The following is a 24,196-nucleotide window of genomic DNA, read 5'->3' on the forward strand; positions in this document are numbered from 1 at the left end:
AAGGAGAGGAGCTTTTGAAAAAGGGATTAGTGGACGTTGATTGGTTGTGCATTAGCAAATATTCTAACGAAGAAATATCTTATTTCTTGTTTTTGGAAGGGAAAACTATGGAAGCCATATGTAAAATTAGAAACTTGGATAATGCCATTGTGCAAAAACACATTATAAATGGTAAAATAAAATATAGATTTTTAGTGCATAGCAATGATACTGATGAGCTTTTTAAGAGTATTGCTAAAGCAGGAAAAGAGGATAAAATTTATTTTTTGAATTCATTGGAAGAGGATAATAAAAATAAATTAACGCAGCTAATAAAAACAAGTTATGTGGAGATGCACCCTAAAGATAAAGAAGTCGCAGTTTGGATATTAGGAGAATTAAAAGAAAAATCTTGTTTAAACATTTTAATCAAAGCTTCCGTGCATAAATTCTTAAATGTACGGAGAATGGCAGTTTCAGCTATGGGTAAAATGGGAGATGCGAGAGCTGAAGGAGCATTACTTAGAGCCTTAGAGGATGAGAATCCACAAGTAATAAGCTATGCAATAAAATCTCTAGGTAAAATAAAAAGTGAAAAAGCTATTACAAAAATAAAATACATATATGACAACGCAGAAAAAAAATACATAATTGATGCTGCTGAGAGGTTTTTATTGCTAATGGAGCAAATATAAATAGAAATTAGAGTGGGATTTTAAATTTTTATTTGGAATATTCAGTAATAGTTGGGAGAATTGAAATGGGTTACTTTACAATAAAAGATGAATCAATCGCTGAATTTAAAGAGAAAAAGTCCATTTTTATTGGACATGGAAAAAGGGTTGAAAGCGAAGATGAGGCTAAGGAATTTATCCAAGCGGTTAAAAATAAACACAAACAAGCAAGACACAATGTTTATGCCTATATAATTGGCGAAAACAGAGGGATACAAAGGTATAGTGACGATGGAGAGCCTCAAGGTACGGGAGGAATTCCTATGCTAGAAGTTTTGAAAAAAAGTGATATTACAGATGTAGCGGTGGTAGTTACCAGATATTTTGGAGGAATTCTTCTAGGCACTGGAGGCCTTGCAAGAGCATATTCGAAAGGTGCATCACTAGCTATTAAAGAGGCAGGGGTAGTGGAAAAGGTTGAAGGTATTTCAATAGATATACTAATTGAATACGATTTACTAGGGAAGCTACAACATGTCTGTGCTAAAGAAAATTTTTATATAGAGAACGTAGAATATACTGACAAAGTGAGGATTAAAATACTTTGTCAGTTTAGTAATCTAGAAAAATTAAGGGCAGAAATAACCCAGGTTACTTCTGGAAAAGCTCTGTTTTATGAAGAAGATCCAAAAATGTACTTCAAATTAGAACATAGATTATATGATAGTGAAATTATAAACTCTATCCTTTAACATATTTAAAATGTATTACCGATTTATGCACGAAAAAAAGTATATATTACGTATAATGTATTGAAGCGAGCGTTAGAACTATAATTTTCTTTTTAATTAAGGTGCGCTAAGAAAAACATATGATTGAGCGATAGCGAATTTATATATTGCGACAGCGAGTTTATGTTTTTTAGCAGATTAATTAAAAAGAAAATTAGTAGTTTTTAGCTAAGTGAATGCATTAATAGTGATATATACTTTTTTATTTTTTATTTGAAAAACGCTTTATTTCTATGATATAATGGGAATGTAATGTATTTAAAACCAATTGATAGAAATATTGGTATTTATTAGAGAAGGTTAGAATATTTCATATGAAAAATAGTTAGTTGGGGGGGATATCAAATGTCAGGACATTCAAAATGGCATAACATACAACAGAAAAAAGGTAAGATTGATGTTATAAGAGGTAAGGTATTCACAAAATTAGGTAAAGAAATAATAATGGCAGCTAAAAATGGTGGGTCTAATTTAGATATTAATGCTCATCTTAGAGATGTAGTTGCAAAAGCTAAATCTAATAATATGTCTCTAGAGACAATAACTAGAGCAATAAAAAAAGGTGCCGGAGAGCTTGAAGGCGTAAACTATGAAGAAATAGTTTATGAAGGCTATGGAGCAGAAGGCGTTGCTATAGTAGTTAAGACGCTAACGGACAAGAAAAATAGAAGTGTGGCAACTGTAAGGCATGCTTTTGATAGACATGGTGGAAACATGGGAGCGGCTGGATGTGTAAGCTGGATGTTTGCTAAAAAAGGACAAATCATCATAGAAAGAAATGAAACTATGGATGAAGATGAGATAATGATGGTAGCATTAGAAGCGGGTGCAGAAGATTTTAATGCAGAAGAGGAAATGTTTGAAATAATTACAGCTGCAGAAACTTTTGGAGCTGTAAGAGAAGTGTTAGAAACAGCGGGTTTTGAATTTGCTTCTGCAGAGGTTACAATGATACCAGATAACATGATACCTATTAGCCTAGAAGGCGCCGGTAAAGTGCAAAGACTTATAGATGCGCTTGAAGATGATGATGACGTACAGGACGTTTATCACAATGCAGAGTACCCTGAGGAATTTGAGGGATAGATGGTTTGCAGGCGATCATCAGAAATTTAGATGTTTGTATAATGACATACATGTTACCATAGAAAATTTAAGACAATGTTTTACTGAATTTAACCACCTCCAATAACAGATACACAATGTATCTGTTATTGGAGGTGGTTTTTTATTTTACAGAAAAATATGATTCAAACATAAGATCAATTTGTATAGTAGCAAAATAGTATATTTTCATTCAATTATTCTAATAATATAAAGAATAAATAATATTAGGATGGTGTGTAAAAATGAAGAATGTAAAAATTGCTTCAACATTTATTATAATTAGTATATCTATTCTGCTATTTACTGCTTGTAATTCCATGAAGTCGCCGACTAATAATACTACAAAAGATATCCTGCCAACAGCAACAAAAACAATTTATTCTGACACCCTTAAAGGATTAGTTACGGCTAAGACAATAACACAAACTCAGTCAGATAAAGTAATGGAAGAAGTAACAAAAGATGTGTCACAAGTTAAAGGTAGTATTAATAGATTAAGTACATTAGTAAAAAATCGTGTAATTACTCAAATACAAGCTGATAAAATAAACCAAGAAATTGAGAAAGCTATGAAAGGTATTGAGGGTAAGTAGCTACGGGTAAGATTACCCGTAGAATAATAGGGGAGCTTAGAGATGAGCTTCTTTTTTGTCGTGCAAAATGATGGTAATATACGAGACCCTATGAAAGAGTGCTCTAATGTAATATTTATATCACATTAGAGCAAAAACTTAGTGGGAGTATAAATCTCCTTCTGAAGTCATTAATATTGCAGATTCGCAGGAGATGACTTACACGATTAGAGTAGGAGAAATACTACTTTCGTTCTTTAGTTTGCAAAAATATCAGGTTTACTAAGAAAGTTGATAAATCAATTAACCAAATTTTTCATAATTATAAAATATTATGTAAAATATGATATAATATGGATATGTAAGAACGGATAAAAAATAATTATATACGAGGTGGATAAGATGAAGTGTTTTAATAATTTCTTAAAAAATATGTTAATTAATGATTTAGAACGTAAGGCATATTATGAAAGTAAGAAAATATTAGAAAAAAGAAAACCTATTTATGTATCAAGACAAAAATGGTTAAATATCCGTAAAGTCGCTATAGATGAATTTGTAGGAGAAAACAAAAATCCTAGAAATATTAGAGAACTTGAATTTAGTACATGCTATAAATTTTTAAATAATAATAAGCCTTCTTATATTAATAACAATGAATGGGATTATATATTGAAAAAATCTACAGAGGTATTAGAGGAACAAATCAAAAAAATAGTTTTGGAAATAAACTATTACAATGATTTTTCAGTGCTTTTAGGTTTGAATAAACCTCAAAATATTAAGCAAGATATATGGAATATAATACAGAATAAAATTTTTGATGTATTTATATTATTAAAAAAATACAATGCTAGTCAATATTATTTTAATACAGATAAAATACTGGATTTATTAAAAGAAAAAAAACAAAATGGAATGTTAGAAGATAAGTGGCTGGATTATTATAATTTCTTAAAAGAGTTGTATTTACAAAATTTATTAAGTAAATTATATTCTATAAAGTCTCCAATTGAATTTATAAATAATCATCCACTAGAATATTTGGAAGACAAAAAAATTTATGAGTTAAAGCATGAGGCATATAGATTAGAACTACTTGCATTTAAAATACTTTGTTATACTAAAAATCCGAAAGAATTAATTAAAAAGGAAAAACCTGCTTGGATTAAAGATATTGATTTTAAAATAATAGTATTAGATTTAAAGGGTAAAATTGAGATTGACGAAAAGAGAGAAGAATACAAAGAAAAACTACAATTGATTAATGGAATTTTAAAATGCAATAAATTACAGATGGATAGACCAAAAAATATAAATGAAGAAGACTGGTCATACTTATTTGATCTAGATAAAAGTATAAAAGATAAAATTGATAATAACAAGAAAAATGATAAGGCGAAAAAACTAATTGAAGATGAAGAAGAAACAAAATATATGAAAAAAATCACAAATATATTATAGGATAATAAATTAGTACAATATATATTCGAATAAAATTTGTTCAATGATGGTATAACACCTTAGTGTATTGATTAATTATCAATACACTAAGGTAGGTTTAATATTAAACACCCTGTGGTTAATTCATCCCTTGAGAAAAAGTCAAAATAACTCAAAATAAGAGCGTTACAGTATATATAGTATAGTCGGAAAACAATAATTAACAATTTCCATATTTAAGTATTAAAAGTGCTTATTTGAATGAAAAGTTATATTTGAATTAATTACGGATATGACAAAAAGACTTTTTTATACACTATTTTAAAAAAGCCGTAGGCTGGTTATTGAATTGAAATTTATTTTAAATTACGCAGCTATATTTTTAAGAGTTGGGAAAATATCGGCAAGGGCTATTAATCTTTCTGATGCCCAAGCATCTATGAAACAGCAAAATGCACCAAGAAATACCCTTGTTATTCTACACCCAACAGAATAAATAATTGCATCTTCAGCATGAAAATTGTTATTTATTCTATCCCAACATCTTTCAGTAGTTGAACGTCTTTTATAAAGAGATTTCCATTGTTTTGAACCTCTTAATATTGGAGTGAAATACCTTGGGTTGTCTAATGTTTTAGTGTAATAAGATTTATTGCTTTTCATAGGACATTTTTCACAGTTTTCACATTGAACTGGGAATAACCATTTATGTCTATATTGTTTACTAATAATTCCCCAATTACGAAGCTGATGTCCACAAACAGTTCCGTGTGGAATAGCATTCTTATCAAGTTTAACAAATTCACTATTTGATGAAGGTTTTGAAGAACGTGAATTTAAATCAATAATAGGATTTATTCCATAATGCATGCATAAAAGATAAAAAGCATTAGCATCATAAGCAGAATCTAAGGCTACAGAATGAAATTTAATTTCAGGATATAAATCCACAAGTTCTTTAAGTGCATAAACGCCAGTAACAGCATCATGGCGTGCCGCGCTAACAAATTTAATATGGATAGGTAGGCTGTAAAAGCTATCACAGGCAGTAAATCCGTGATAGGTATGACCATAGTAATAATGTTCATTAAAGCTATCCCAACCCCAGCTAGCACTGGGGTCGGTAAACTTTCGATAACAGTCACAATGTTCTCCTGGTTTAAGTTTGCAATCACAAACTTTTTTACCGTAAGGCGAAGCCTGTGTTGGCATACAGGTTCCGTCGCCAGCAATATTTAGTTTAGAAGGATCGCCCAAAATACCCATTGATAAAGAAGGAATAACAAATAATTCTTTAAGTATGTTGTTCATTTTGGATTCGCTTCTGTCAAGGAGCTTTGAATTATCATATTTTAAGATTCTTTTAACTAAACGGTCAACTACACCAGACTTGGAGTTATTCATCTTTTGGTTTTTCTTTTGTTTTTTACGTGGTTTACGTTTAATTTTACGCAGTTTGGATTTATTAAGGATCTTATCCTTATGAATCAGCCTATCCATAAAATCATAAAAAGTACCTACACCAGGAATTCGGTCAACATGTATGCCTTCGGCTTTAGAGTCTGAATAGCAAGCGGGTATAAAGCCAGATAAAATTGAATAGAAAGGGTCTGAACGTAATGTTTTTACCCAAGATGATATACTAGTTTCTTTACAATAAGCCATGATAATAAGTGACCTGAGTAATGCTACCGCATCTTTGGGCGGAGCCCCTTGATTAGATTTAGAGTAAGTACTTTCTATTAGAGGGACAATTCCGGTTAGGTCGGTAGACCAGATTTTAGTTATTTGTGAACTACGCTCAAACAAAGTGATTTGTTGATTGGTTTGAATATAGAATTTTTCTAAAAATGTTTCAAGAAAATATTGATATTGAGAATGAGAAACCTTAACAGTTAACATAAAAACACTCCTCGCAAATGAAATAATGTAAAAAAATATACATATTTAATTTTGCGAATTTTTACTAGCTGTCAAGTCTTATTTCACAATGTTTAAGTAAAAAAGATTAAAAGTAATACGAATAGCTTAAATTTTCTAGGTTATTCGTACAATATGAGGCACCACGAATTTTTGAGGTGAAGTTGATTTTTGAGCAAAATGAATCAAGAGTTAGCAGTACCTTAAGAGTTTCCGAGAGTGCACAGTATATACTGTAAGAGGTGAAAAGTATCACAGTGATGGTTGTAGATACTCAAAGAAAAGTAAAATGCATATGTTTTGAATAATGCAAAAGCGGGATATGAACCATGTAGCGTTTGGGGGGCACCTCGTTAAGGAGTTGATTGTATGAAAATAATAATAGATAGATTTGTTGGCTGTTATGCAGTATGTGAAAAAGAAGATAGAACTATGATTGATATTAAAAGGATTAAATTACCTCATAGCGCTAAAGAAGGAGACGTACTTAGTATTGATAATGGTTTGATTACTATTGATACAATGGAAACTAAAAAAAGAATCAGGAAAATTGAAAAATTAACTGAAGATTTATGGGAATAGAATTAATCGAGGTGTTCTTTTATGTTAATGAAAATAAATGAAGAATAACAGCACCTGGATTTCCAAAGTGCTGTTATTCTTCATTTATATTATAAAGTCTAAGATATACTCATCATTTAGACTTTTATATTTTTCTACAAGATCTTGTAGCGTTACTGAATCCATAACTTTATTAATTTGTTCATTAACCTCTTGCCAAACTAGAGTGTTTATACAAACTTTTATGGTTTTATCAACACCTAAGGCGCCACCATCATCTCCAGTAATATCTAAATCACCTTCAAGGGTTCTTAAAACTTCACCTACTGTGATTTTTGATGCTTCTTTTGATAGGGTATAACCACCCTGGGATCCTCTTGCACTTTTTACAAGATTAGCCTTTCTAAGTACTGAGAACACTTGTTCTAGATAATTTTCTGAGATTGACTGCCTTTCAGCGATAACCTTTAAGGGTATATAGTCTCCAAATGAATGCACAGCTATATCAACCATTGCCCTTAAACCGTATCTTCCTTTAGTAGAAATATTCATGGTAAGTTAATTCTCCTTATCTACACTAAAATATACATATTATGCATAATATAATATTTATTCATCAAACTATATACTACTATATTGAAAAGAATAAGTCAACTTAACCAGGCCACAACGACACTTTCTGGGGAACTATAAATTTTCGAATTCATTTAGTGTCTTCAATTTGCTCTCAACTTTAGCCTTTTCACTTCTTATATTATCTAATTGCTGTATTAGTTTTTTATTTTCTACTTTTATGTTTTTGGTTGAATTGTGCTTAAGACCTGTTTCTGAAAGTTCTAATGTATATTGAATTTCTTGCTCAAGCTTGCTTTTATAAGTTTCCTCAAATTCCTTCTCTACCTCAGTTAATTCTTCATTTAAAGTTGTTTTCATACTATCAATAACCTGCCTAGTAACTTCTGATTTAATTTGTTCTTCAGTTTTCATGATTATTTACCTCCTTATAGTTTATTGTTTTAATATTTTTGTTAATAATGAACTCTAACTAGCCAAAATTTAATGTTTTTATCGCTCCATCCAAGATCCCAAGGAACTTTATTTCTATCTGAATTATGACAGCTGACCAAGGAGTATCCTCTTGAATCAGAGCCTGTAACAACAGAAATATGAGTTATGTCATTTTTCTTTTCGTAGGCAATAAAATCTCCTGGCAGGAGATTATAACTAGCCTTATATACTTTGTCATAGCTGCCATAGGAAATTATTGATGCTCTACCGCTATATAGCATATAGTTTTTAAAACCATCCGCATTTAGCCAAGATCTTGTTGCTCCATTTTTGTCGTAGTTCCAAGCAGGATTTTTTTTAAATTTGCTTCCTTCTAAAAGAATTTGTGATGCAAAGTTTGCACAATCGCCACCTTCAGGATTATAATTTCTATATTTTTTGTTATACTTGTATTCATATTCTGAGGTGCTTGCAGCCCCGCAATATTTACCAGCATATTCTACAGCATTTACTCTTCTTTTATCTATGGTAGATAGATCTCGTGCGCTTTGAGATAGTATAAATTTTTTTATAGAATCTGCCTTAATATTATCTAAAGTTAAAGAATTTGCAAATGGATCTTTATACCACTCTTTAGAAATTACCCAAGAACCATCTTTACTCATAAGTTGTAAATTGTGATAGGTTCCAATTCTAGATGTATTTTCTAGTCCGGGCTGATTTTCATATACATATATATATTCTGTTGAACATAATAGATAAACTGAGAAATTATTATCGCTACATTTAATGTTTTTTACAATTACAGTTGGTATAATATGTGTAAACTTAACTCCTTGTTTTTCTGCCCAATTATTAATATACTCCATTTTTCTTTTTTCATATTCATATGCCCAAGTTCCGTATTTTGTGTCCATATTATAAAGTGACTGTATTAATTTTAAATCACTGCTAAGTAGGGCTTTATTTCTTTTTTGAAAAATTTGATCTATATAACTAGTAACTTCTTTTTTTGAATCATCCGTAATAGCATATGTGTAACTATTGCTACATAACTGTATTAATAAAAGAAGTATGATAAATATAAGTAAGTTACTTTTAGATAATTGTAATTTTTTAATTTTACAAAAATTCATAATGTTATACTCCTATTATTTTATTAATGCATTGATTCTATCAATTGCATTCTTTATAGGCACTTGTTGCCATGGTGCACCTTCATACCAAGCATTTTTTGAACCTACATTGCCTGTAAAATAGCGAGCTTTTAAAATGATTTCAGGTCTATACTCGAAATGTAAGATATCAAAGTGTGACCATTTACCACCCCAAACAAAGCCATTATTTTCAAAAACTTTTACAAGCTCGTTCGGATATGAGGATAATCTGTTTTCACCTGCTTCTTTAGATGCCCATTTCCAATAATCACTTTTATCACTAGCAAGATCAATAGCAATACCAAAAGAATGAGGACTTAATCGATTTGTACCTGCAATTACGCGATAATTAAAAGTTCCACTACAGGGAAGAAGACATCTTCTTACATTTTGGTTTCTTTCTGAAAGAGGAATTAGCTCACTCATAACAGATTGTAGTGAATCGGATGCACTACTACTATTATTGAATTGAAAATTACTATAACCTACTTTGACTTTTGTAAGTTTGGATTCTACAGCTTTTTTTGAAGTGCCATAAACTTCTGATAATAAGTCGTAGGACCGAAAGCGACCAGGATCAAAATTAGACTCCATAATGCTTTTAACAGCAGAAAGGGGATAAATTTGATCTAACGTGTCTTGAAGATCTGGGTTTGATAGTTTTTCTTGTGAATTTTTCTCTTTCTTGTCATCATAGCATAACTTTTTTCCAGACTTCATTATTAAATATACGTGTCCATTATTTTCTTCAATATTTGTAATATATTCAGGATAAGCTATCATTAGGCAGAGTAGGTCTTGCTTCATTATTATGTTATACTTATTAGCGTTTTGATCTGTAAAAGTAAAATTTGTAGCCGAGGCTATTGTCATATTGCAAATATTAAGAAGTAAACTAACAAAAAGCGTGAAAGTAAAAATTTTGATTTTGATAATATCTTCCTCCTTAAAAAAATAAATTATTTTAAGAAATTTTTAAGAAATATACAAGGATCAAATTACTTATTAATAATACTATTGGTATATATATTTGCCAATGTACTATTATTATATGTGTGGATATATTAACAAATTAAGTGAAGCTATTTCCAATAGAAATAAAATAATTATAAATTTTTATAAAATTGCAAAAGGAGAGAGGTAGAAATAAAGGTACCACAAAGCGAACAAAATAGGCCTCAAAAAATTGACGCCTATTTTGTATTTTCCTATTTAGTTATGATAAGAAACATGCCACTTGTAAGCTGGATGATACTAGGTATTAACCATTTATAATATTGCCGCCATTTACATGAATAGTTTCACCGCTTATAAATGAAGAACTTTCGTAAGCTAAAAACACATAAGTTTCAGCGAGTTCTACAGGTTGACCTGGCCTTCCCATAGGAGTGTTGCTCCCAAATTTACCAACCTCATTTGCGCTAAAGGAAGACGGTATAAGAGGTGTCCATATGGGGCCTGGAGCCACTGAGTTAACTCGTATTTTTCTACTTGCTAATGAAAGAGCTAAAGAACGAGTGAAGGTAACTATTGCTCCCTTAGTTGAGGAGTAATCAATTAAGGTTTCGTGGCCTTTGTAGGCTGTAACCGATGAAGTATTTATAATAGTAGCACCCTCTATTAAATGGGGTAATGCAGCTTTAACCATATAAAACATGGCAAAAATATTTGTTTTAAAAGTTTTCTCTAGTTGCTGCTTTGTAATATCTTCAATACTATTTTGGGGATGTTGCTCACCGGCATTGTTCACAAGAATATCTAATTTGCTAAATTCTTTTATTATTTTATTTACAGCATCATTACAAAAGGTATCGTCTCCTATATCTCCGGCAATTAAAATACACTTTCTACCCTTTGCCTCAATAAGTTTTTTTGTCTCTTCTGCATCTTCATGCTCATCAAGATATACTATGGCTATGTCAGCTCCTTCTCTGGCGTATGCAAGAGCAATTGCTTTTCCAATGCCACTATCGCCACCTGTAATTAAGGCAACTTTATTCATTAATTTTCCAGAACCTATGCAATTTAAATTTTCAAAAATAGGTCTTGGATTCATAAGCGTTTCTAATCCTGGTTGTTTATCTTGTTTTTGCTCAGGTACGTTCATAGGGTAATTAAAGTTTTCATTCATATAAATGTCTCCTTTTGTAAAAAAAATATTTTGTAGATATAGTTTGTGGTAAATTAACATTTATATTCAACATTATTTATGGAAAATAGAAGAATAGCAACAAGAGTCGAAATATGTTATAATAAGAAAATATGAGTGCAACGAATAGTTGAATTAAAACAGTTATAAGATTGAAGTTGATATAAAAGAAACATATTTATTTATACATCATAGACCTACAAAGTCGGAGCTAAATGAAGAAAAATCAGCCTAAATATGCTCATATCACTAATAAAAAGGGTGGTTTCTTAGATGCAATATAATCATGTAAGAAAGTTGTTGTTTCCAATTTTCAGGAAAATTCATAACAGGATATCAGTGATTTGTGACATTTAAAGTCAAAGACAGCCACTTCCAAAGGAGAAAAAAATGTTATTCGAAGACTTAAATCTTATTACGCCAATAAACAAGGCTTTAAAAACTGAAGGTTATGTGCAACCTACGCCTATACAAGAAGCTGCAATTCCTACTATATTGGAAGGAAAAGACTTTCTAGGCTGTGCTCAGACAGGCACTGGAAAGACAGCGGCTTTTGCTATTCCTATACTGCAAATTCTTTGTGGGAGACAAAAAGTTATAAAGGGACCTAAAAATATAAAGGCCTTAATACTCGCACCTACTAGGGAACTAGCAATTCAAATTGGAGAAAGTTTTACAGCCTATAGTAAACACATGAATCTTACTAGTGCAGTTATTTTCGGAGGCGTATCACAAAAAAAACAAACTGATGCTTTAAAAGGTGGAGTAGATATTTTAATTGCCACTACTGGTAGATTACTCGATTTAATGCAACAGAAATACATTAACATACACCATGTGGAAATGTTTGTACTTGACGAGGCAGACCGTATGCTTGATATGGGATTTTTGCGTGACGTAAAAAAAATTATAGCGCAACTACCTAAAATTAGACAAACTATGTTATTTTCAGCAACTATGCCGCCAGAAATCTCAAAGCTAGTTGATTCTATTCTTGTGGATCCAGTAAAAGTAGCAGTGACGCCTGTTTCATCTACCATTGAGCTTATTGAACAATCAGTATATTTTGTGGATAAAAAAGATAAGAAACCGCTACTTATTCATTTGCTAAAAGATAAGTCCATAGTTTCTGCCTTAGTATTTTCAAGAACAAAGCATGGTGCAAATAAAATCACGAAAGACCTTAACAATGTAGGAATAGAAGCACAAGCTATTCATGGTAATAAATCTCAAAGTGCTAGGCAACTTGCTTTAAATAATTTTAAGGCGGGTATAACAAGAGTATTAGTCGCGACAGATATAGCAGCGAGAGGTATTGATGTTGATGAATTATCTCATGTAATCAATTTTGATTTGCCAAATATACCAGAGACTTATGTTCATAGAATAGGAAGGACTGGTAGGGCAGGACTTGGTGGAGTTGCACTTTCGTTTTGCGATGAAGAAGAAAAACCTTTTCTTAAGGATATTCAAAAGGTTATATCAAAATCAATACCAGTAATAGAAGATCATCCTTATCCTGCAAGTAATGAACCTGTAATAGCAAGTAATGATAAGGCAAATAAACCTTCAACAAGAAAGCCTCAACAATCAGGCAATGCTAGAAGAAATGGAAGAAATCAGGGTGGGAATCAGCAGCCTAAAAATTTTAAATCAACAAGATAAAAAACATAAAGCCAATGATTATATAAAATAATCATTGGCTTTACTAATCCATATAAAATATGGATTTATTACTCCGTATTTTAATTTTCATACGGAATTACTTAGTAGTCCCCATTTTTAGCCCCAGCAATATTGCCTACGCTTAAAATTACAAGTGGTTTACTTATTAACATAACTAACATCTCCCTTTTATAAGTTTAATGTTTGTTTGTCGACTACAATAATAGTATATCCCGCGATTAAAAAGATATACATGAAATTAAAAAAATGTAAGAAGATAATTTAAAATTATCTTCTTACATTTTTAGTTTATTAAAATTATTTTAATGCCTTTTCAAATATACCATTAATAATATTTTTAGAGGCAACGCCTTCATGAACTTTAACTCCGTCAACATAGTAGGTAGGGACATAATAGTATGTATATTGTTTTGCTATATCCGGTTGAAGCTCTTCATCAATTATTTTAATATCAATACCAGCGTATTCTGGATTTTGTTTTTTTATAGCGTCCATCCAAGTAAGTGCTTTTTTACAATATGGACACCATTCAGTTACAAACATAATTACAGGTTTCATTTATTATCATCACCAAACTTTCTTATTAGTATATATATTATACACCATTTTTCTTATTCTTCGTGTATTATAAAATTTTAAATTTAGTACATAGTAATTAATAGAAATAAGTTAAACAATTTGATATAATGAAATAGCCGAAAAATAATTTATTATAGCGAAAAATCAAAATAATGTTTAGTTAAATTTCAATAAATTTTAACAAAAAACAATAAAAAAAGATGAAGGAGCGCCTTAAATGCAAACAATAACACAGTTATTTAATAGAAAAACCGTAGAGAAAATACTATTGCTTTTAGCAATAATATTATTTGCATATTTAATAAGATCCATTTTTAATTTGATTCTATTAACATTTATGATTACTTATTTAGTGAATAGTCTACAAAGTTTCTTAGTTAAGCAAATTAACAGAGTAGTAAAAGTAAATCCAACTATTATTACTATAATTATATATGTGTTTATGACAGTAACTATAGTCCTTCTAGCAGTAAAATATATACCAATTGCTATTTCTGAAGTATATCTATTTTAGGCAAAATGGAATATATTAATTTTTCTGAAAATACAAAAGGATTTACGAAGTATTTAGCACCGATGTTTAATCAAATTAATATTGCAAATTATGCTAAATCGGGTATTCAAAGTATTATGACTTTTGTAACTAATTTTGGAAAGTGGAGTTTTAATTTTTTTATGGCGCTTTTACTAAGCTTAGTATTTATATTAGAGAAGGACAGCGTGTTAAAATTTGTACATAAGTTTAAATATAGTAAAGTATCTGTGGCATATAATTATTTGAGCTATTTTGGTAATAATTTTTTAAATTCCTTTGGTAAAGTAATACAGGCTCAAATAATGATAGCCATTGCAAATACAGTATTATCAGTGATAGGATTAACTATAATGGGATTTCCGAAATTATTCGCTCTTGCATTTATGATATTTATTTTAAGTCTTATACCAGTGGAGGGGTTATTTATTTCGCTAATTCCCCTATGTTTAATTGCTTTTAAAATGGGCGGGTTAGTTAAAGTAATATTTGTGCTTATTATGATTTTTATAATTCATGCTATTGAAAGTTATATTTTAAACCCAAAGTTTATGTCTGATACCACCAATCTTCCAATATTTTTTACTTTTGTAACATTAATAGTATCAGAGCATTTTATGGGAATTTGGGGTCTGCTCCTTGGAATCCCAATATTTATGTTTATATTAGATTCAATTGGAGTAGAGTTTAGCGAAAAAACCATTCTAAAATTAAAGAAAATTAAAGAAAGGCAGTGATTTTGTGACAATAGAAAATAAAGAATCTATATTAAAATGTCCCGTATGCAACTTAAGTTTAAAAAAGTATGAAAAACAATATGTATGTTTAAATAATCATAGTTATGATATAGCAAGTAAAGGACATATTAATCTTTTGCTTGCTAATCAAAAGAAAACAAAAGACCCTGGAGACTGCAAAGAAATGATGGAAGGGCGTAGAGACTTTTTAAATAAAGGGTATTATCACACTTTCTCTGATAAACTAAATGATGTAATAATATCAAATATAAGTGGAAATAATATAAATATACTTGATGCTGGGTGTGGAGAAGGATATTTTTTATGCAGATTAAAGGAAGCCATACATAGAAAAGAAGCTAGCTACACCCGAAATAAAGAAATTGATTTTTTTGGCGTAGATATTTCGAAAGCTGCAGTTACTTATGCAACTAAGAGAGATAAAAAAATAAAATTTATAGTAGGTAGTAATTTTAACCTACCCATAATGCCAGGCACTATAGATATCATTATAAGAAATTTTGCACCCTCAGATGAGACTGAGCTTAATAGGGTTCTAAAGGATAACGGTAAGCTAGTTGTTATAACTCCTGGAGTTCAACATTTATATGGTTTAAAAGAAATATTATATGTAAATGCTAGAAAACATGAGGAAAAAGTAACAACATTTGATGGATTTAAGTTAACTCAGAGCGTGGAAGTTAAGTACAGCATCGATGTCGGAAATGCTGAAGATATAAAGAGTCTTATTGCAATGACTCCTTACTATTGGACCATTGATAATGCAATGAGAGAAAAAGCTAATGATACCTCAAAGCTATCAACTTTGCTCCATTTTAATATAAGTATATATGAAAAAAATTAACCGTATCCTCCATTTGAACTTCTTAGTTTTATTGATAATGCATGTTTGTTTTGGTAAAATCAAATTAGAACTAATGGAACTATATTTATAATGTATAATAAAATATATAGGAATAAATGTTATTGGGGGAGTTTGTGTGAAGTTTTATATCCGAGAAAAGATATTCTCAATAGGTGACAGTTTTAGTATTAAAGATGTTTCAGGTAATGATGTGTTCAATGTAGAAGGAAAGATTTTTTCATTTGGAAATAAACTTAGAATTTATGATATGAATAATAATGAAATTATATACATTGAGCAGAAGTTATTTAAGTTACTGCCGGAATATAATATATATTTAAGCGGAAACTATGCTGCCAAAGTGAAAAAAGAATTCACTTTATTTAGTAATAAATTCCATATAGAAAGCGATATGGGTAATTACGAGATTGAAGGAGACTTCTTTGTTCATGATTTTTCAATAGTGAAAAATGGTAGTATAGTTGCGCAAATAAACAAAAAATGGCTTTCGTGGGGAGATACTTATGAAATTGCCATCAATGAAGAAGAAAATTATGCGTTTACCTTAGCAATGGTAATTGTAATTGATCAAGTATTGCATGATAATAAAAAATAAAATAATGGGTAAATATCATAAATATTCGATTTCTAGAAGACTTTTTTAAAAAAAACTTATTAATTTAATTAGAAATGATTTATTGATGTTATTTAAGATGATATAATGTATTTGATAAATAAGAAATTTGAGGTGCATCCATGACTAATGATGAAATGTATAAACGTATAATAGCTATGACTAGTGTTAAAACTGCAAAAAGCTTTATTAAGACTTGTGATATAAGTAAAGGGGACCTAGGCAAGCTTTGCAAGAAATTTAACATATTTGTAGAAGGTAAAGCTACTAAGGAAGAAATGATTGATAGATTTATAGGCGAAACCCTTGGGAAAAAATTAAAAAATAAGGTGATCAATAAATACAACACTAGATAAAAAATATTAAGTTTGTAAAAGCACTGAAACATAGGGAGAACGGTATATATTTATCATACCGTTCTCCCTATATTTTGGTTTATATGGTAAATATAAAACCGCGGTTTTATTGTGGAATCAGTAGGTGCAATAATTATTGTGTGCTTATAATTAAGAAATAAGGTAAACTATAAAGGATCTAAGATGTATAAATAACTTTGTTTAATAAAATAATACTTATGAGGTGAGGATAATGGAGTTATTTATACCAGACATTGCATATATAGATCCTAAAGTTCTGAAATATGATGCAGCAAAAAAAGTTATAGAACACTTAGAGAGCTTAAAGGTACCCATAGTTAATTCTAAAAGAGTAATAATAGATTGTGGATCAACTGAAAAAAATTATGCAATGTCTAAAAAGGTTGTTCTTTTTACGATAAACGGTCAAAAAAAATTATCGAGTTGCAAACCATCTGCTGATTATCAATTTTCACTATCAAGTTCATGCCCTGCAAATTGTGAATATTGCTATCTTCAGACTACTCAAGGTGAAAAACCTTTCATGAAGATTTTTATGAATATTGAAGAAATTTTAGAAAATATACAAACTTATATAGAGGATAACAAGCCGAATATTACGACCTTTGAATGTGCAAGTATAACAGATCCCATTGCGCTTGAACACTTAAGTGGGAACTTAAAAAGATGCATAGAGTTCTTTGGAGAAAGTTCCAATGGTAGATTGAGGCTTGTAACGAAATTTAATGATGTTGATCCATTTTTAAAGCTAAAACATAACAAGCACACAAAATTCAGATTTACTTTAAATTCGCGTTATGTAATAGATAATTTCGAACACAATACTTCTAGTTTTAATGAGAGAATAGACGCAGTTAAAAAAAATGCTGCTGCTGGATATCCAATAGGATTCATAATTGCACCTATCATGATATATGATAATTGGCGTGAGGAATATAAGGAGTTATTTGAAACACTAAAAATAGCACTAGGTGATTATACTGGGGAAGTAAGCTTTGAACTTATTCAACATAGATTTACTAAAGCGGCAAAGGAGTTGATAGTTCAACGATTTAAAAATACTAAGCTTGATCTGAATGAAGAAAAAAGGCAATTGAAATGGGGGCCGTATGGAAAATTCAAATATGTCTATAAAAAACCAGACAGCGAGGATATTAAAAATTATATCTCAGAACTTATAAATAATAATTTTAAGCAGGCAATAATTGAATATTTTACTTAGTATTCTTTACCAAAGATAAGATGGTAGCATACTATTAAGAGTAGTGTTGATTTCTAACATAATAAAAGACTGCACTATTATATTATGAACGGCACCCTGCACAACGTGCAGGGTGCCCTATGTGTTAAGATAGTTGTCGTAGAGAGAAATATAGTATATTATACAGTATAGGCTTTACGAAAGGGGAAAGATATCATGGTGAGTAAAATTGGGTATTCTGAAGAAATAAGAAAAGAAGTACTTGCAAGAGTAACTGGTTCTGAAAAAGAAAGCATAACTAAAGTATCTCTAGATAAAAAGATAAATAAAGGTACAATTTATAAATGGATTAAAGACGCTGAGAAAAAAGAAGGAATAAAGATTTTAAGGCTAAATGGAGATTGGACATCTGAGGAAAAATTTCATATGGTTCTTGAGTCGGCTACTTTAAACGAGCAAGAGCTTAGTGAATATTGCCGAAGGAAAGGTACATATAAAGATGATATAAAGATATGGAAATCACAATGCATGAATGCAAACAACGTCAGCATCGAAGATCCTAAAAAGTTAAAAGGTGAGCTAAAAGAAGAAAAGGATAAAGTCATAAAGATTCAAAAAGAGCTTAGATTTAAAGAAAAAGCTTTAGCTGAAACCGCAGCACTACTAGTACTAAGAAAAAACGTTCATGCGATTTGGGGGGACCAAGAGGAAGACTAATCAGTGCCTCAGATCGCATTAAAGCTTTAGAACTGATTAATGAAGCTGTACATTCCGGTGCTAGGTTAAGTCCATGCTGCGATGAAGTTGGAATATCGACTAGGACTTATGAGCGATGGTCACTAACTCCTGAATCAACGGAAGATAAACGCCCGCTAGCATGTAGGAAGCCTCCTAAAAATAAACTTAGTGATGAAGAAAGAGCTGAGATTATTCAGGTAATAAATAGTAATGACTATGCCGATTTAGTACCTGCACAAATAGTGCCAAAGCTGGCTGATCGGGGGATTTATATTGTCTCGGAATCTACGATTCATAGAATACTTAGAGAAGAAAAACAAAACACTCATAGATTTAAGCCGAAGGCGCCTGTGAAAAGAGTTGCACCTACGCACATAGCAACCGCACAAAACCAAGTTTGGACATGGGATATCACATGGCTTGATGGCTCTGTGAAAGGTCTATATTTTAAGCTATATCTGATACTAGATATGTTCAGCCGTATGATTGTTGGTTATGAAGTTTGGGAAACAGAGAATGCAGAATATGCTAAAATCCTTGTTAGCCGTGCTCTCCTTTCTCAAAAAATATTAGGTAAACCTCTTATACTTCACTCCGATAATGGAAGTCCTATGAAGGCGGCAACATTCCTTGCCACATTAGAGAAACTAGGGGTCCAAAGTTCATTCTCACGGCCTAGAGTAAGCAACGATAACCCTTACTCAGAATCGTTATTCAAGACATTGAAGTATGTGCCCACATTCCCTAACGGCGGGTTTGTAAGCATTTCTGATGCACGAAAGTGGGTAACGAAGTTTGTCTACTGGTACAACAATGTTCATATGCATAGCGGTATCAAATATTTGACCCCATACCAGAGGCATTATAGCTTGGACAAAAACATTATGGAGAATAGAAAAAAAGTGTATGCAATGGCAAAAGAGAACCATCCTGAAAGGTGGAGTAGAGAAATTAGAAATTGGGATTTACCCAAATATGTATCTTTGAATCCAATAAAAGAAGAAGAGCTTCTTATTATAGAAGAGGCATCGTCATAAAAAGGTTAGAAATAGAAATTGCGACAACTATGTTGACAAACTCCGGGTGCCGTTCATTCAGGTTGTTTACAAACCCAGTATAATTTTTTTATTATACTGGGCTTTTTACATGCAATTATGCGATAGCATTTTGAGTTATGGATAAATTTAAAATAACAACTATGTTCTTAGTTAGAAAATCAAAAAACCTTAAAGATAGCAGGCTAGCTATCTTTTTCATATTCTGCACTGCTGCTGTAAGCAGACACTGCTCTTGCACATTTTCTAATCCACGCATATGGCAATAGCGAAGCCCATGCAGTTGTTTTGAATCTGCGAAGCTTCGCTCTATAGTTTCTTTTCTTCTTCTATATATATTTCTGCCTTTATCTGTTCTGGTGAACTTTACAACATCTTCTTTATACGTTTCCCAAACATGTCTTCTAATAGTTTTAAACTTGCTTTTTGCAGAAAAGCATTGAGCTCTGTTTGGACATATGTCGCAATATTTTGCATTACCAACATATTCTTTATATCCTTCTCTTGTTGTTGTTTTATAATGTAAAGCCCTTAAGTCAGGGCATACGTAAATGTCCTGCTCTTTAACATATTGGAATTTATTTTTTGTGTACATTCCTTTTGTATGTGGAGACCTACGGTATCCCATTACAGATTTTAATTCCCTCTCATATAGTTTTTTACATATAAGATTTGTAGCATAACCAGCATCTGCACCAACATATTTTGTATTAAAATTAAACTTTTTTATTTGCACATCTAATCTATCGATATAAGGATCAACATCATTTATGTTTCCAGGAGTAACATACACATCAGTAATTATATTATGTCTGCTATCGACAGTTCTGTGATCTAAATATGAGAAGCCTTCCGGCTTGCCATCTCTCATCATATATCCACTGTCGGGGTCGGTTGTGCTAACTTTAGTTTCTTTTATTTTGGTAACAGGTTCTTTTTCTTTTAAAGGTTTTTTACCATGGTTTATTCTATCTTCTTCCACTGCTTTATTAAGTTCAGCTACATATTCTTTCGGCGTTTTTTCAACTTCAATTTTCACAAGCTTTCGCTTATTAGCATTTGCTTTTAGGTGTGTAGAATCTGTGTAAAGTATTTTACCGGTTACCATCTTAAGATTTATAGCCTTAAATACTACTTCGTCAAATATTTTTTGAAACACATCTGTTCCTTTAAATCGTCTACGTCTATTTTGGCTAATTGTTGAATGATCTGGAATAGTATCAGTAAGACTTAGCCCTAGGAACCATCTATAAGCCACATTTACTTCAATTTCCTTTACAAGTTGTCGTTCAGATTTTATTCCAAATAAGTACCCAATAAACAGCATTTTAAAAAGTAGAATGGGATCTACGCCAGGTCTTCCATTATCTAAGCAGTAATATTTTTTAGTCAGTTCTCTTATAAAAGAGAAATCCATGTATTTATCTATATTTCTCAAAATATGGTCTTTAGGAACTAAATCTTCTAAATACACCATTTCTAGTTTTTGTTGTGTGAAGTTTTTTTCATTAATCATAATAATGCCCTCCGAATTATAAAGTTTGTATACTATATATATTCGACATTGATGTCCTAAAATCCTTTTTGAATATGAAAAAAACACTCCAATTTTAAATTAGAGTGTTTTACATTTTATGTTTGTCAACGGTCTGTATGAACGGCACCCTGCACAACGTGCAGGGTGCCGTTCATTTTTTTTTAGCTTCTGACTCTATAGTGTATATTGTATAATATTCGATAGCTTTTGCTTTTATAATAAAATAAAGGCTATTGAATGGAGCGTGATAGTATGTCAAATTGGCGGATGCATAGAAATATCATCTTTGAGATAATTCTTTATAAGGAATAGGCTCAACAATAAGGTAATCACTTCTGCACACGGAATAGTTAACCAAACTCCTGTCATTTGCAGAAAATGCGGAAGAATGAAAATCAAAGGGATAACAGTAATAAAACCTCTTGCAAGAGAAACGGTAAATGCTTTTGCAGGTTGATTAATAGAAGCAAAAAATGAAGACGTTAGGATATTAAAACCCATGAAGAAGAAGGAAATAAAATACAGCCTTATACCTTGTGTCGCCATATCAGCAAGCGCAGCATTATACTCCTTGTTAAACAGTTGGATAATAACATTCGGGTAAACCGCCCCCGCAATATAGAAAGCGAAGCCAATACAAAATGCAAGTATCACAGCGTATCTGAATACTTTCTTTATATTGTCTTTATTTCCTATACCGAAATTTATACTCAAAATGGGTTGTATACCCTGTGCAATACCAGTAAAAACAGCGACAACAATTAAAGCAAGGTTAGCGATAATTCCGTATGCTGCAACGCCGATGTTTCCGATGAGATTTAAAATTTCAATATTGAACAAAAGTATAATGAGTCCTGAAGATACCTCTGTGAACAAAGACGGTAATCCGAGCGAAAATATTTTTTTTACATACTTCTTTTGTAAGGATGTTTTTACTAATTTAAAACGGTTTTTCTTCTGTATAAGATGGATAGACAGTATGCCAATACTTATGATAGGGGCAAGACCTGTCGCAAATGCGGCGCCGAACATACCAAGATTCATGTGAAATATAAAAATATAATCAAGAATGACATTGCCAAAGCTTCCTGTAAGCATGGCAATCATCGAGAGCTTCGGATTGTTATCATTCCGTACAAAACAAACAATCACAGTGTTTACCATAAAAGCACAGGAAAATAGCAGTATTGTTCTTAGGTATGAACTTGCCATTGGCATTACCTCTGCATCAGCACCTAGCAGTCTCGCAATATCACCAGAGAAGAATGCTCCGACTGCCGTAAATAGGAACCCAAAGGCAAGAGCCATATAGATGGTTTGCGTAAAGGTCTTGCTTGCATTTTTGAAATTTCCCTCTCCGCAGAGGATGGAATACCTTATGGCACCTCCCATGCCGAGCATTAAACCGATACCATTCACAAGACTATAAATAGGCAATGCTAAATTCAATGCAGTTAAACCGTTATTACCCATATTTCTTGATACAAAAATCGTATCTGCCAATATGTAGAAAGACAATCCTATCATGCTGATTACATTTAACAACACATATTTGAAAAATAATTTATTAATGCTTGTATTAATTTTTGTTTTCATACTATAATCCTCCTAACAAAAAAAAGCATTAGGCGATTCATACCCTAAGACCTAACGGCATGAATTCCTAACGCTTATGATTTCAGTACATTTATCCGGTGACAAAAGTACCTAAGCAATATTTATTTAATCATATTATAATACTTGGAGTTTGTCAATGCGTTTCCATGCTTCGGTGTTTCTGTTTGTGTAGATTGCAATATAAAATGTCCGAAATTTTCAAGAAAAATATAATGTTAAGTTGTAATGGTTTTCTGTTCCATCATATTAGCAGATAGACCGTTAAAAATCCTTCTTGGATAATTGTTGATCCAGTGCTGTATTTGCATAATTTGTTTTTTAGAGAATGCTGTAATATCCACACCTTTTGGGATAAATCGTCGTATCATTTTATTGATATTCTCGTTTGTGCCTCGTTCCCATGAACTATATGGATGGGCATAATATACTTTAGTTCTCTTTCGTTTATTCCTTACTGAGGTCTCAATACCCTCGAAATCAAGGTTCTCACAGCCGTTATCACAGGTGATTGTTTTAAATGTTTTTGAGAATGCCATTCCCATTTTACGCTCCAATTTGTCCAATTCCTTCACAACAGCGACCTGTGATTTAGAAGGTATTTTAAAGATTAACTCCTTGCGAGTTACTCTTTCGCTTAACACCATTAATACAGTCTTTGTACCCTGCTTTCCTACTACGGTGTCCATTTCCCAGTGCCCTATCTCATCACGTGCAGCTACCGCTGTAGGTCTTTCTGATATGCTTGTCCCTTTGGTATTGTTATACGCCGGCCTTATTTTTTTATAGTTTCTCTTTTTGGCATTCTTTTTAACAGGCAGATCTTTGTTACTTATGTTTAAGAATAAATTATTATCCAAATAGTTATACACAGTTTTGAAGCAAATAGTTGTTTCGAATTGTAGATCTTTATTTGTTATATTTTGAATAGCTGCATACGGAGATTCGCCATATTTACCAATGGCTTTTTCTAAGTACTTCACCAATTTGTGATCTTTCCCTATTTTCAATGCAGGCCCTTTTGCTGTGCCTTGTCTGTCATGTTCTGACTGCCCAATTTCTGCGCTATATTCCATTCGAGTGGTTAAATCACTATTCAATAATTCTACTATTCCTTTAGCAATTTCACGCCTTATTGTACGCTCTGAACGTCCACCTATTTGCTCCGCAATACAGCTTGAATTTAGCCCCATTTTGTATAATGTCTCTATCTTTATACGATCCTCATATGTTAGGTGTTTACCTTTTTTGTTCTCTGTGATAAAATTTAATTGACTCAT

The 24,196-nt window shown here is 31.4% G+C and carries 25 protein-coding genes; 15 read left to right on the forward strand and 10 right to left on the reverse strand.

The annotated features are described in order from the left end of the window. Positions 1 to 14 precede the first annotated feature (14 nt). From ACWJKP_RS10210 to ACWJKP_RS10230, 5 genes are all read left to right on the forward strand, one after another. A complete protein-coding gene (locus tag ACWJKP_RS10210) occupies positions 15 to 674 on the forward strand; it encodes a HEAT repeat domain-containing protein (protein WP_165413408.1) in 660 nt (219 codons plus the stop codon). Between the two features lie 65 nt (positions 675 to 739). Beyond that, positions 740 to 1,405 carry a YigZ family protein gene (locus tag ACWJKP_RS10215; protein ID WP_165413409.1) on the forward strand — a complete coding sequence of 222 codons (666 nt, stop codon included), beginning with the start codon at positions 740 to 742 and terminating at the stop codon, positions 1,403 to 1,405. Positions 1,406 to 1,789: 384 nt separating this feature from the next. Continuing rightward, positions 1,790 to 2,530 carry a YebC/PmpR family DNA-binding transcriptional regulator gene (locus ACWJKP_RS10220; protein ID WP_165413410.1) on the forward strand — a complete coding sequence of 247 codons (741 nt, stop codon included), beginning with the start codon at positions 1,790 to 1,792 and terminating at the stop codon, positions 2,528 to 2,530. A 263-nt stretch (positions 2,531 to 2,793) separates the two neighbouring features. Then, positions 2,794 to 3,144, forward strand: a complete 351-nt coding sequence (locus ACWJKP_RS10225; protein WP_165413411.1) for a hypothetical protein — start codon at positions 2,794 to 2,796, stop codon at positions 3,142 to 3,144. A 381-nt stretch (positions 3,145 to 3,525) separates the two neighbouring features. Next, positions 3,526 to 4,587 (forward strand): hypothetical protein, encoded by a 1,062-nt coding sequence (locus ACWJKP_RS10230; protein ID WP_165413412.1) that lies wholly within the window; start codon positions 3,526 to 3,528, stop codon positions 4,585 to 4,587. A gap of 345 nt (positions 4,588 to 4,932) precedes the next feature. Here ACWJKP_RS10230 and ACWJKP_RS10235 read toward each other — a convergent pair whose 3' ends face one another. After that, a complete protein-coding gene (locus ACWJKP_RS10235) occupies positions 4,933 to 6,468 on the reverse strand; it encodes a transposase (RefSeq protein WP_224578784.1) in 1,536 nt (511 codons plus the stop codon). 387 nt (positions 6,469 to 6,855) lie between these two features. Here ACWJKP_RS10235 and ACWJKP_RS10240 point away from each other — a divergent pair, with 387 nt between their 5' ends. Then, a complete protein-coding gene (locus ACWJKP_RS10240; RefSeq protein WP_165414602.1) occupies positions 6,856 to 7,068 on the forward strand; it encodes a DUF3006 domain-containing protein in 213 nt (70 codons plus the stop codon). Positions 7,069 to 7,152: 84 nt separating this feature from the next. Here the strand turns inward: ACWJKP_RS10240 and ACWJKP_RS10245 are convergent, their stop codons facing one another. The 5 genes from ACWJKP_RS10245 to ACWJKP_RS10265 all read right to left on the reverse strand — a co-directional run bounded on the left by ACWJKP_RS10245 (position 7,153) and on the right by ACWJKP_RS10265 (position 11,343). Next, positions 7,153 to 7,599, reverse strand: a complete 447-nt coding sequence (locus tag ACWJKP_RS10245) for an RrF2 family transcriptional regulator (RefSeq protein WP_165414603.1) — start codon at positions 7,597 to 7,599, stop codon at positions 7,153 to 7,155. 135 nt (positions 7,600 to 7,734) lie between these two features. Next, positions 7,735 to 8,034: a hypothetical protein gene (locus tag ACWJKP_RS10250; protein ID WP_165414604.1), complete on the reverse strand. Its 300-nt coding sequence runs from the start codon at positions 8,032 to 8,034 to the stop codon at positions 7,735 to 7,737. Positions 8,035 to 8,075: 41 nt separating this feature from the next. After that, entirely contained in the window at positions 8,076 to 9,191 is a 1,116-nt protein-coding gene (locus ACWJKP_RS10255) for an amidase domain-containing protein (protein WP_165414605.1), read from the reverse strand. A 15-nt stretch (positions 9,192 to 9,206) separates the two neighbouring features. Continuing rightward, positions 9,207 to 10,085 (reverse strand): M15 family metallopeptidase, encoded by an 879-nt coding sequence (locus ACWJKP_RS10260; protein ID WP_165414606.1) that lies wholly within the window; start codon positions 10,083 to 10,085, stop codon positions 9,207 to 9,209. Between the two features lie 388 nt (positions 10,086 to 10,473). After that, a complete protein-coding gene (locus ACWJKP_RS10265) occupies positions 10,474 to 11,343 on the reverse strand; it encodes an SDR family oxidoreductase (RefSeq protein ID WP_165414607.1) in 870 nt (289 codons plus the stop codon). 408 nt (positions 11,344 to 11,751) lie between these two features. Here ACWJKP_RS10265 and ACWJKP_RS10270 point away from each other — a divergent pair, with 408 nt between their 5' ends. Beyond that, on the forward strand, positions 11,752 to 13,026 hold the full coding sequence (locus ACWJKP_RS10270) for a DEAD/DEAH box helicase (RefSeq protein ID WP_165414608.1): 1,275 nt from the start codon (positions 11,752 to 11,754) through the stop codon (positions 13,024 to 13,026). A gap of 318 nt (positions 13,027 to 13,344) precedes the next feature. On the opposite strand, the gene ACWJKP_RS10275 is transcribed toward ACWJKP_RS10270, so the two are convergent. Beyond that, positions 13,345 to 13,605 carry a glutaredoxin family protein gene (locus tag ACWJKP_RS10275; RefSeq protein ID WP_165414609.1) on the reverse strand — a complete coding sequence of 87 codons (261 nt, stop codon included), beginning with the start codon at positions 13,603 to 13,605 and terminating at the stop codon, positions 13,345 to 13,347. Positions 13,606 to 13,843: 238 nt separating this feature from the next. On the opposite strand from ACWJKP_RS10275, the gene ACWJKP_RS10280 reads away from it, so the two are divergent. From ACWJKP_RS10280 to ACWJKP_RS10315, 8 genes are all read left to right on the forward strand, one after another. Beyond that, on the forward strand, positions 13,844 to 14,140 hold the full coding sequence (locus tag ACWJKP_RS10280) for a hypothetical protein (protein WP_318038334.1): 297 nt from the start codon (positions 13,844 to 13,846) through the stop codon (positions 14,138 to 14,140). A 5-nt stretch (positions 14,141 to 14,145) separates the two neighbouring features. Then, the gene (locus tag ACWJKP_RS10285; RefSeq protein ID WP_462961667.1) at positions 14,146 to 14,895 is read left to right on the forward strand and encodes an AI-2E family transporter; all 750 of its coding nucleotides are present in this window, start codon (positions 14,146 to 14,148) and stop codon (positions 14,893 to 14,895) included. 4 nt (positions 14,896 to 14,899) lie between these two features. After that, positions 14,900 to 15,760 (forward strand): methyltransferase domain-containing protein, encoded by an 861-nt coding sequence (locus ACWJKP_RS10290; RefSeq protein ID WP_165414610.1) that lies wholly within the window; start codon positions 14,900 to 14,902, stop codon positions 15,758 to 15,760. Between the two features lie 136 nt (positions 15,761 to 15,896). Then, positions 15,897 to 16,376, forward strand: coding sequence for an LURP-one-related/scramblase family protein (locus tag ACWJKP_RS10295; protein ID WP_165414611.1), 480 nt, complete (start codon positions 15,897 to 15,899; stop codon positions 16,374 to 16,376). Between the two features lie 140 nt (positions 16,377 to 16,516). After that, the gene (locus ACWJKP_RS10300; protein ID WP_165414612.1) at positions 16,517 to 16,750 is read left to right on the forward strand and encodes a hypothetical protein; all 234 of its coding nucleotides are present in this window, start codon (positions 16,517 to 16,519) and stop codon (positions 16,748 to 16,750) included. A 232-nt stretch (positions 16,751 to 16,982) separates the two neighbouring features. After that, positions 16,983 to 17,993 (forward strand): spore photoproduct lyase, encoded by a 1,011-nt coding sequence (splB, locus tag ACWJKP_RS10305; protein WP_165414613.1) that lies wholly within the window; start codon positions 16,983 to 16,985, stop codon positions 17,991 to 17,993. A 195-nt stretch (positions 17,994 to 18,188) separates the two neighbouring features. Beyond that, the gene (locus tag ACWJKP_RS10310; protein WP_202881894.1) at positions 18,189 to 18,689 is read left to right on the forward strand and encodes a hypothetical protein; all 501 of its coding nucleotides are present in this window, start codon (positions 18,189 to 18,191) and stop codon (positions 18,687 to 18,689) included. Beyond that, entirely contained in the window at positions 18,665 to 19,747 is a 1,083-nt protein-coding gene (locus ACWJKP_RS10315; RefSeq protein ID WP_165414614.1) for an IS3 family transposase, read from the forward strand. The genes ACWJKP_RS10310 and ACWJKP_RS10315 overlap by 25 nt, the downstream gene beginning before the upstream one ends. Positions 19,748 to 19,862: 115 nt before the next feature. Here the strand turns inward: ACWJKP_RS10315 and ACWJKP_RS10320 are convergent, their stop codons facing one another. From ACWJKP_RS10320 to ACWJKP_RS10330, 3 genes are all read right to left on the reverse strand, one after another. Beyond that, the gene (locus ACWJKP_RS10320; RefSeq protein WP_224578694.1) at positions 19,863 to 21,281 is read right to left on the reverse strand and encodes an IS1182 family transposase; all 1,419 of its coding nucleotides are present in this window, start codon (positions 21,279 to 21,281) and stop codon (positions 19,863 to 19,865) included. A 276-nt stretch (positions 21,282 to 21,557) separates the two neighbouring features. Continuing rightward, positions 21,558 to 22,898, reverse strand: coding sequence for an MATE family efflux transporter (locus ACWJKP_RS10325; protein WP_165415039.1), 1,341 nt, complete (start codon positions 22,896 to 22,898; stop codon positions 21,558 to 21,560). A gap of 236 nt (positions 22,899 to 23,134) precedes the next feature. After that, positions 23,135 to 24,196 (reverse strand): IS30 family transposase, encoded by a 1,062-nt coding sequence (locus ACWJKP_RS10330; RefSeq protein ID WP_224578948.1) that lies wholly within the window; start codon positions 24,194 to 24,196, stop codon positions 23,135 to 23,137.

Source organism: Clostridium sp. CM037 (genome assembly GCF_055081095.1).

Bases quoted from the DNA above. Each gene is read 5' to 3' on its own strand.
- ACWJKP_RS10215 (WP_165413409.1), top strand. From the start codon at position 740: ATGGGTTACTTTACAATAAAAGATGAATCAATCGCTGAATTTAAAGAG.
- ACWJKP_RS10220 (WP_165413410.1), top strand. From the start codon at position 1,790: ATGTCAGGACATTCAAAATGGCATAACATACAACAGAAAAAAGGTAAG.
- ACWJKP_RS10225 (WP_165413411.1), top strand. From the start codon at position 2,794: ATGAAGAATGTAAAAATTGCTTCAACATTTATTATAATTAGTATATCT.
- ACWJKP_RS10230 (WP_165413412.1), top strand. From the start codon at position 3,526: ATGAAGTGTTTTAATAATTTCTTAAAAAATATGTTAATTAATGATTTA.
- ACWJKP_RS10235 (WP_224578784.1), bottom strand. From the start codon at position 6,468: ATGTTAACTGTTAAGGTTTCTCATTCTCAATATCAATATTTTCTTGAA.
- ACWJKP_RS10240 (WP_165414602.1), top strand. From the start codon at position 6,856: ATGAAAATAATAATAGATAGATTTGTTGGCTGTTATGCAGTATGTGAA.
- ACWJKP_RS10245 (WP_165414603.1), bottom strand. From the start codon at position 7,599: ATGAATATTTCTACTAAAGGAAGATACGGTTTAAGGGCAATGGTTGAT.
- ACWJKP_RS10250 (WP_165414604.1), bottom strand. From the start codon at position 8,034: ATGAAAACTGAAGAACAAATTAAATCAGAAGTTACTAGGCAGGTTATT.
- ACWJKP_RS10255 (WP_165414605.1), bottom strand. From the start codon at position 9,191: ATGAATTTTTGTAAAATTAAAAAATTACAATTATCTAAAAGTAACTTA.
- ACWJKP_RS10260 (WP_165414606.1), bottom strand. From the start codon at position 10,085: ATGACAATAGCCTCGGCTACAAATTTTACTTTTACAGATCAAAACGCT.
- ACWJKP_RS10265 (WP_165414607.1), bottom strand. From the start codon at position 11,343: ATGAATGAAAACTTTAATTACCCTATGAACGTACCTGAGCAAAAACAA.
- ACWJKP_RS10270 (WP_165414608.1), top strand. From the start codon at position 11,752: ATGTTATTCGAAGACTTAAATCTTATTACGCCAATAAACAAGGCTTTA.
- ACWJKP_RS10275 (WP_165414609.1), bottom strand. From the start codon at position 13,605: ATGAAACCTGTAATTATGTTTGTAACTGAATGGTGTCCATATTGTAAA.
- ACWJKP_RS10280 (WP_318038334.1), top strand. From the start codon at position 13,844: ATGCAAACAATAACACAGTTATTTAATAGAAAAACCGTAGAGAAAATA.
- ACWJKP_RS10285 (WP_462961667.1), top strand. From the start codon at position 14,146: ATGGAATATATTAATTTTTCTGAAAATACAAAAGGATTTACGAAGTAT.
- ACWJKP_RS10300 (WP_165414612.1), top strand. From the start codon at position 16,517: ATGACTAATGATGAAATGTATAAACGTATAATAGCTATGACTAGTGTT.
- splB (WP_165414613.1), top strand. From the start codon at position 16,983: ATGGAGTTATTTATACCAGACATTGCATATATAGATCCTAAAGTTCTG.
- ACWJKP_RS10310 (WP_202881894.1), top strand. From the start codon at position 18,189: ATGGTGAGTAAAATTGGGTATTCTGAAGAAATAAGAAAAGAAGTACTT.
- ACWJKP_RS10320 (WP_224578694.1), bottom strand. From the start codon at position 21,281: ATGATTAATGAAAAAAACTTCACACAACAAAAACTAGAAATGGTGTAT.
- ACWJKP_RS10325 (WP_165415039.1), bottom strand. From the start codon at position 22,898: ATGAAAACAAAAATTAATACAAGCATTAATAAATTATTTTTCAAATAT.
- ACWJKP_RS10330 (WP_224578948.1), bottom strand. From the start codon at position 24,196: ATGAGTCAATTAAATTTTATCACAGAGAACAAAAAAGGTAAACACCTA.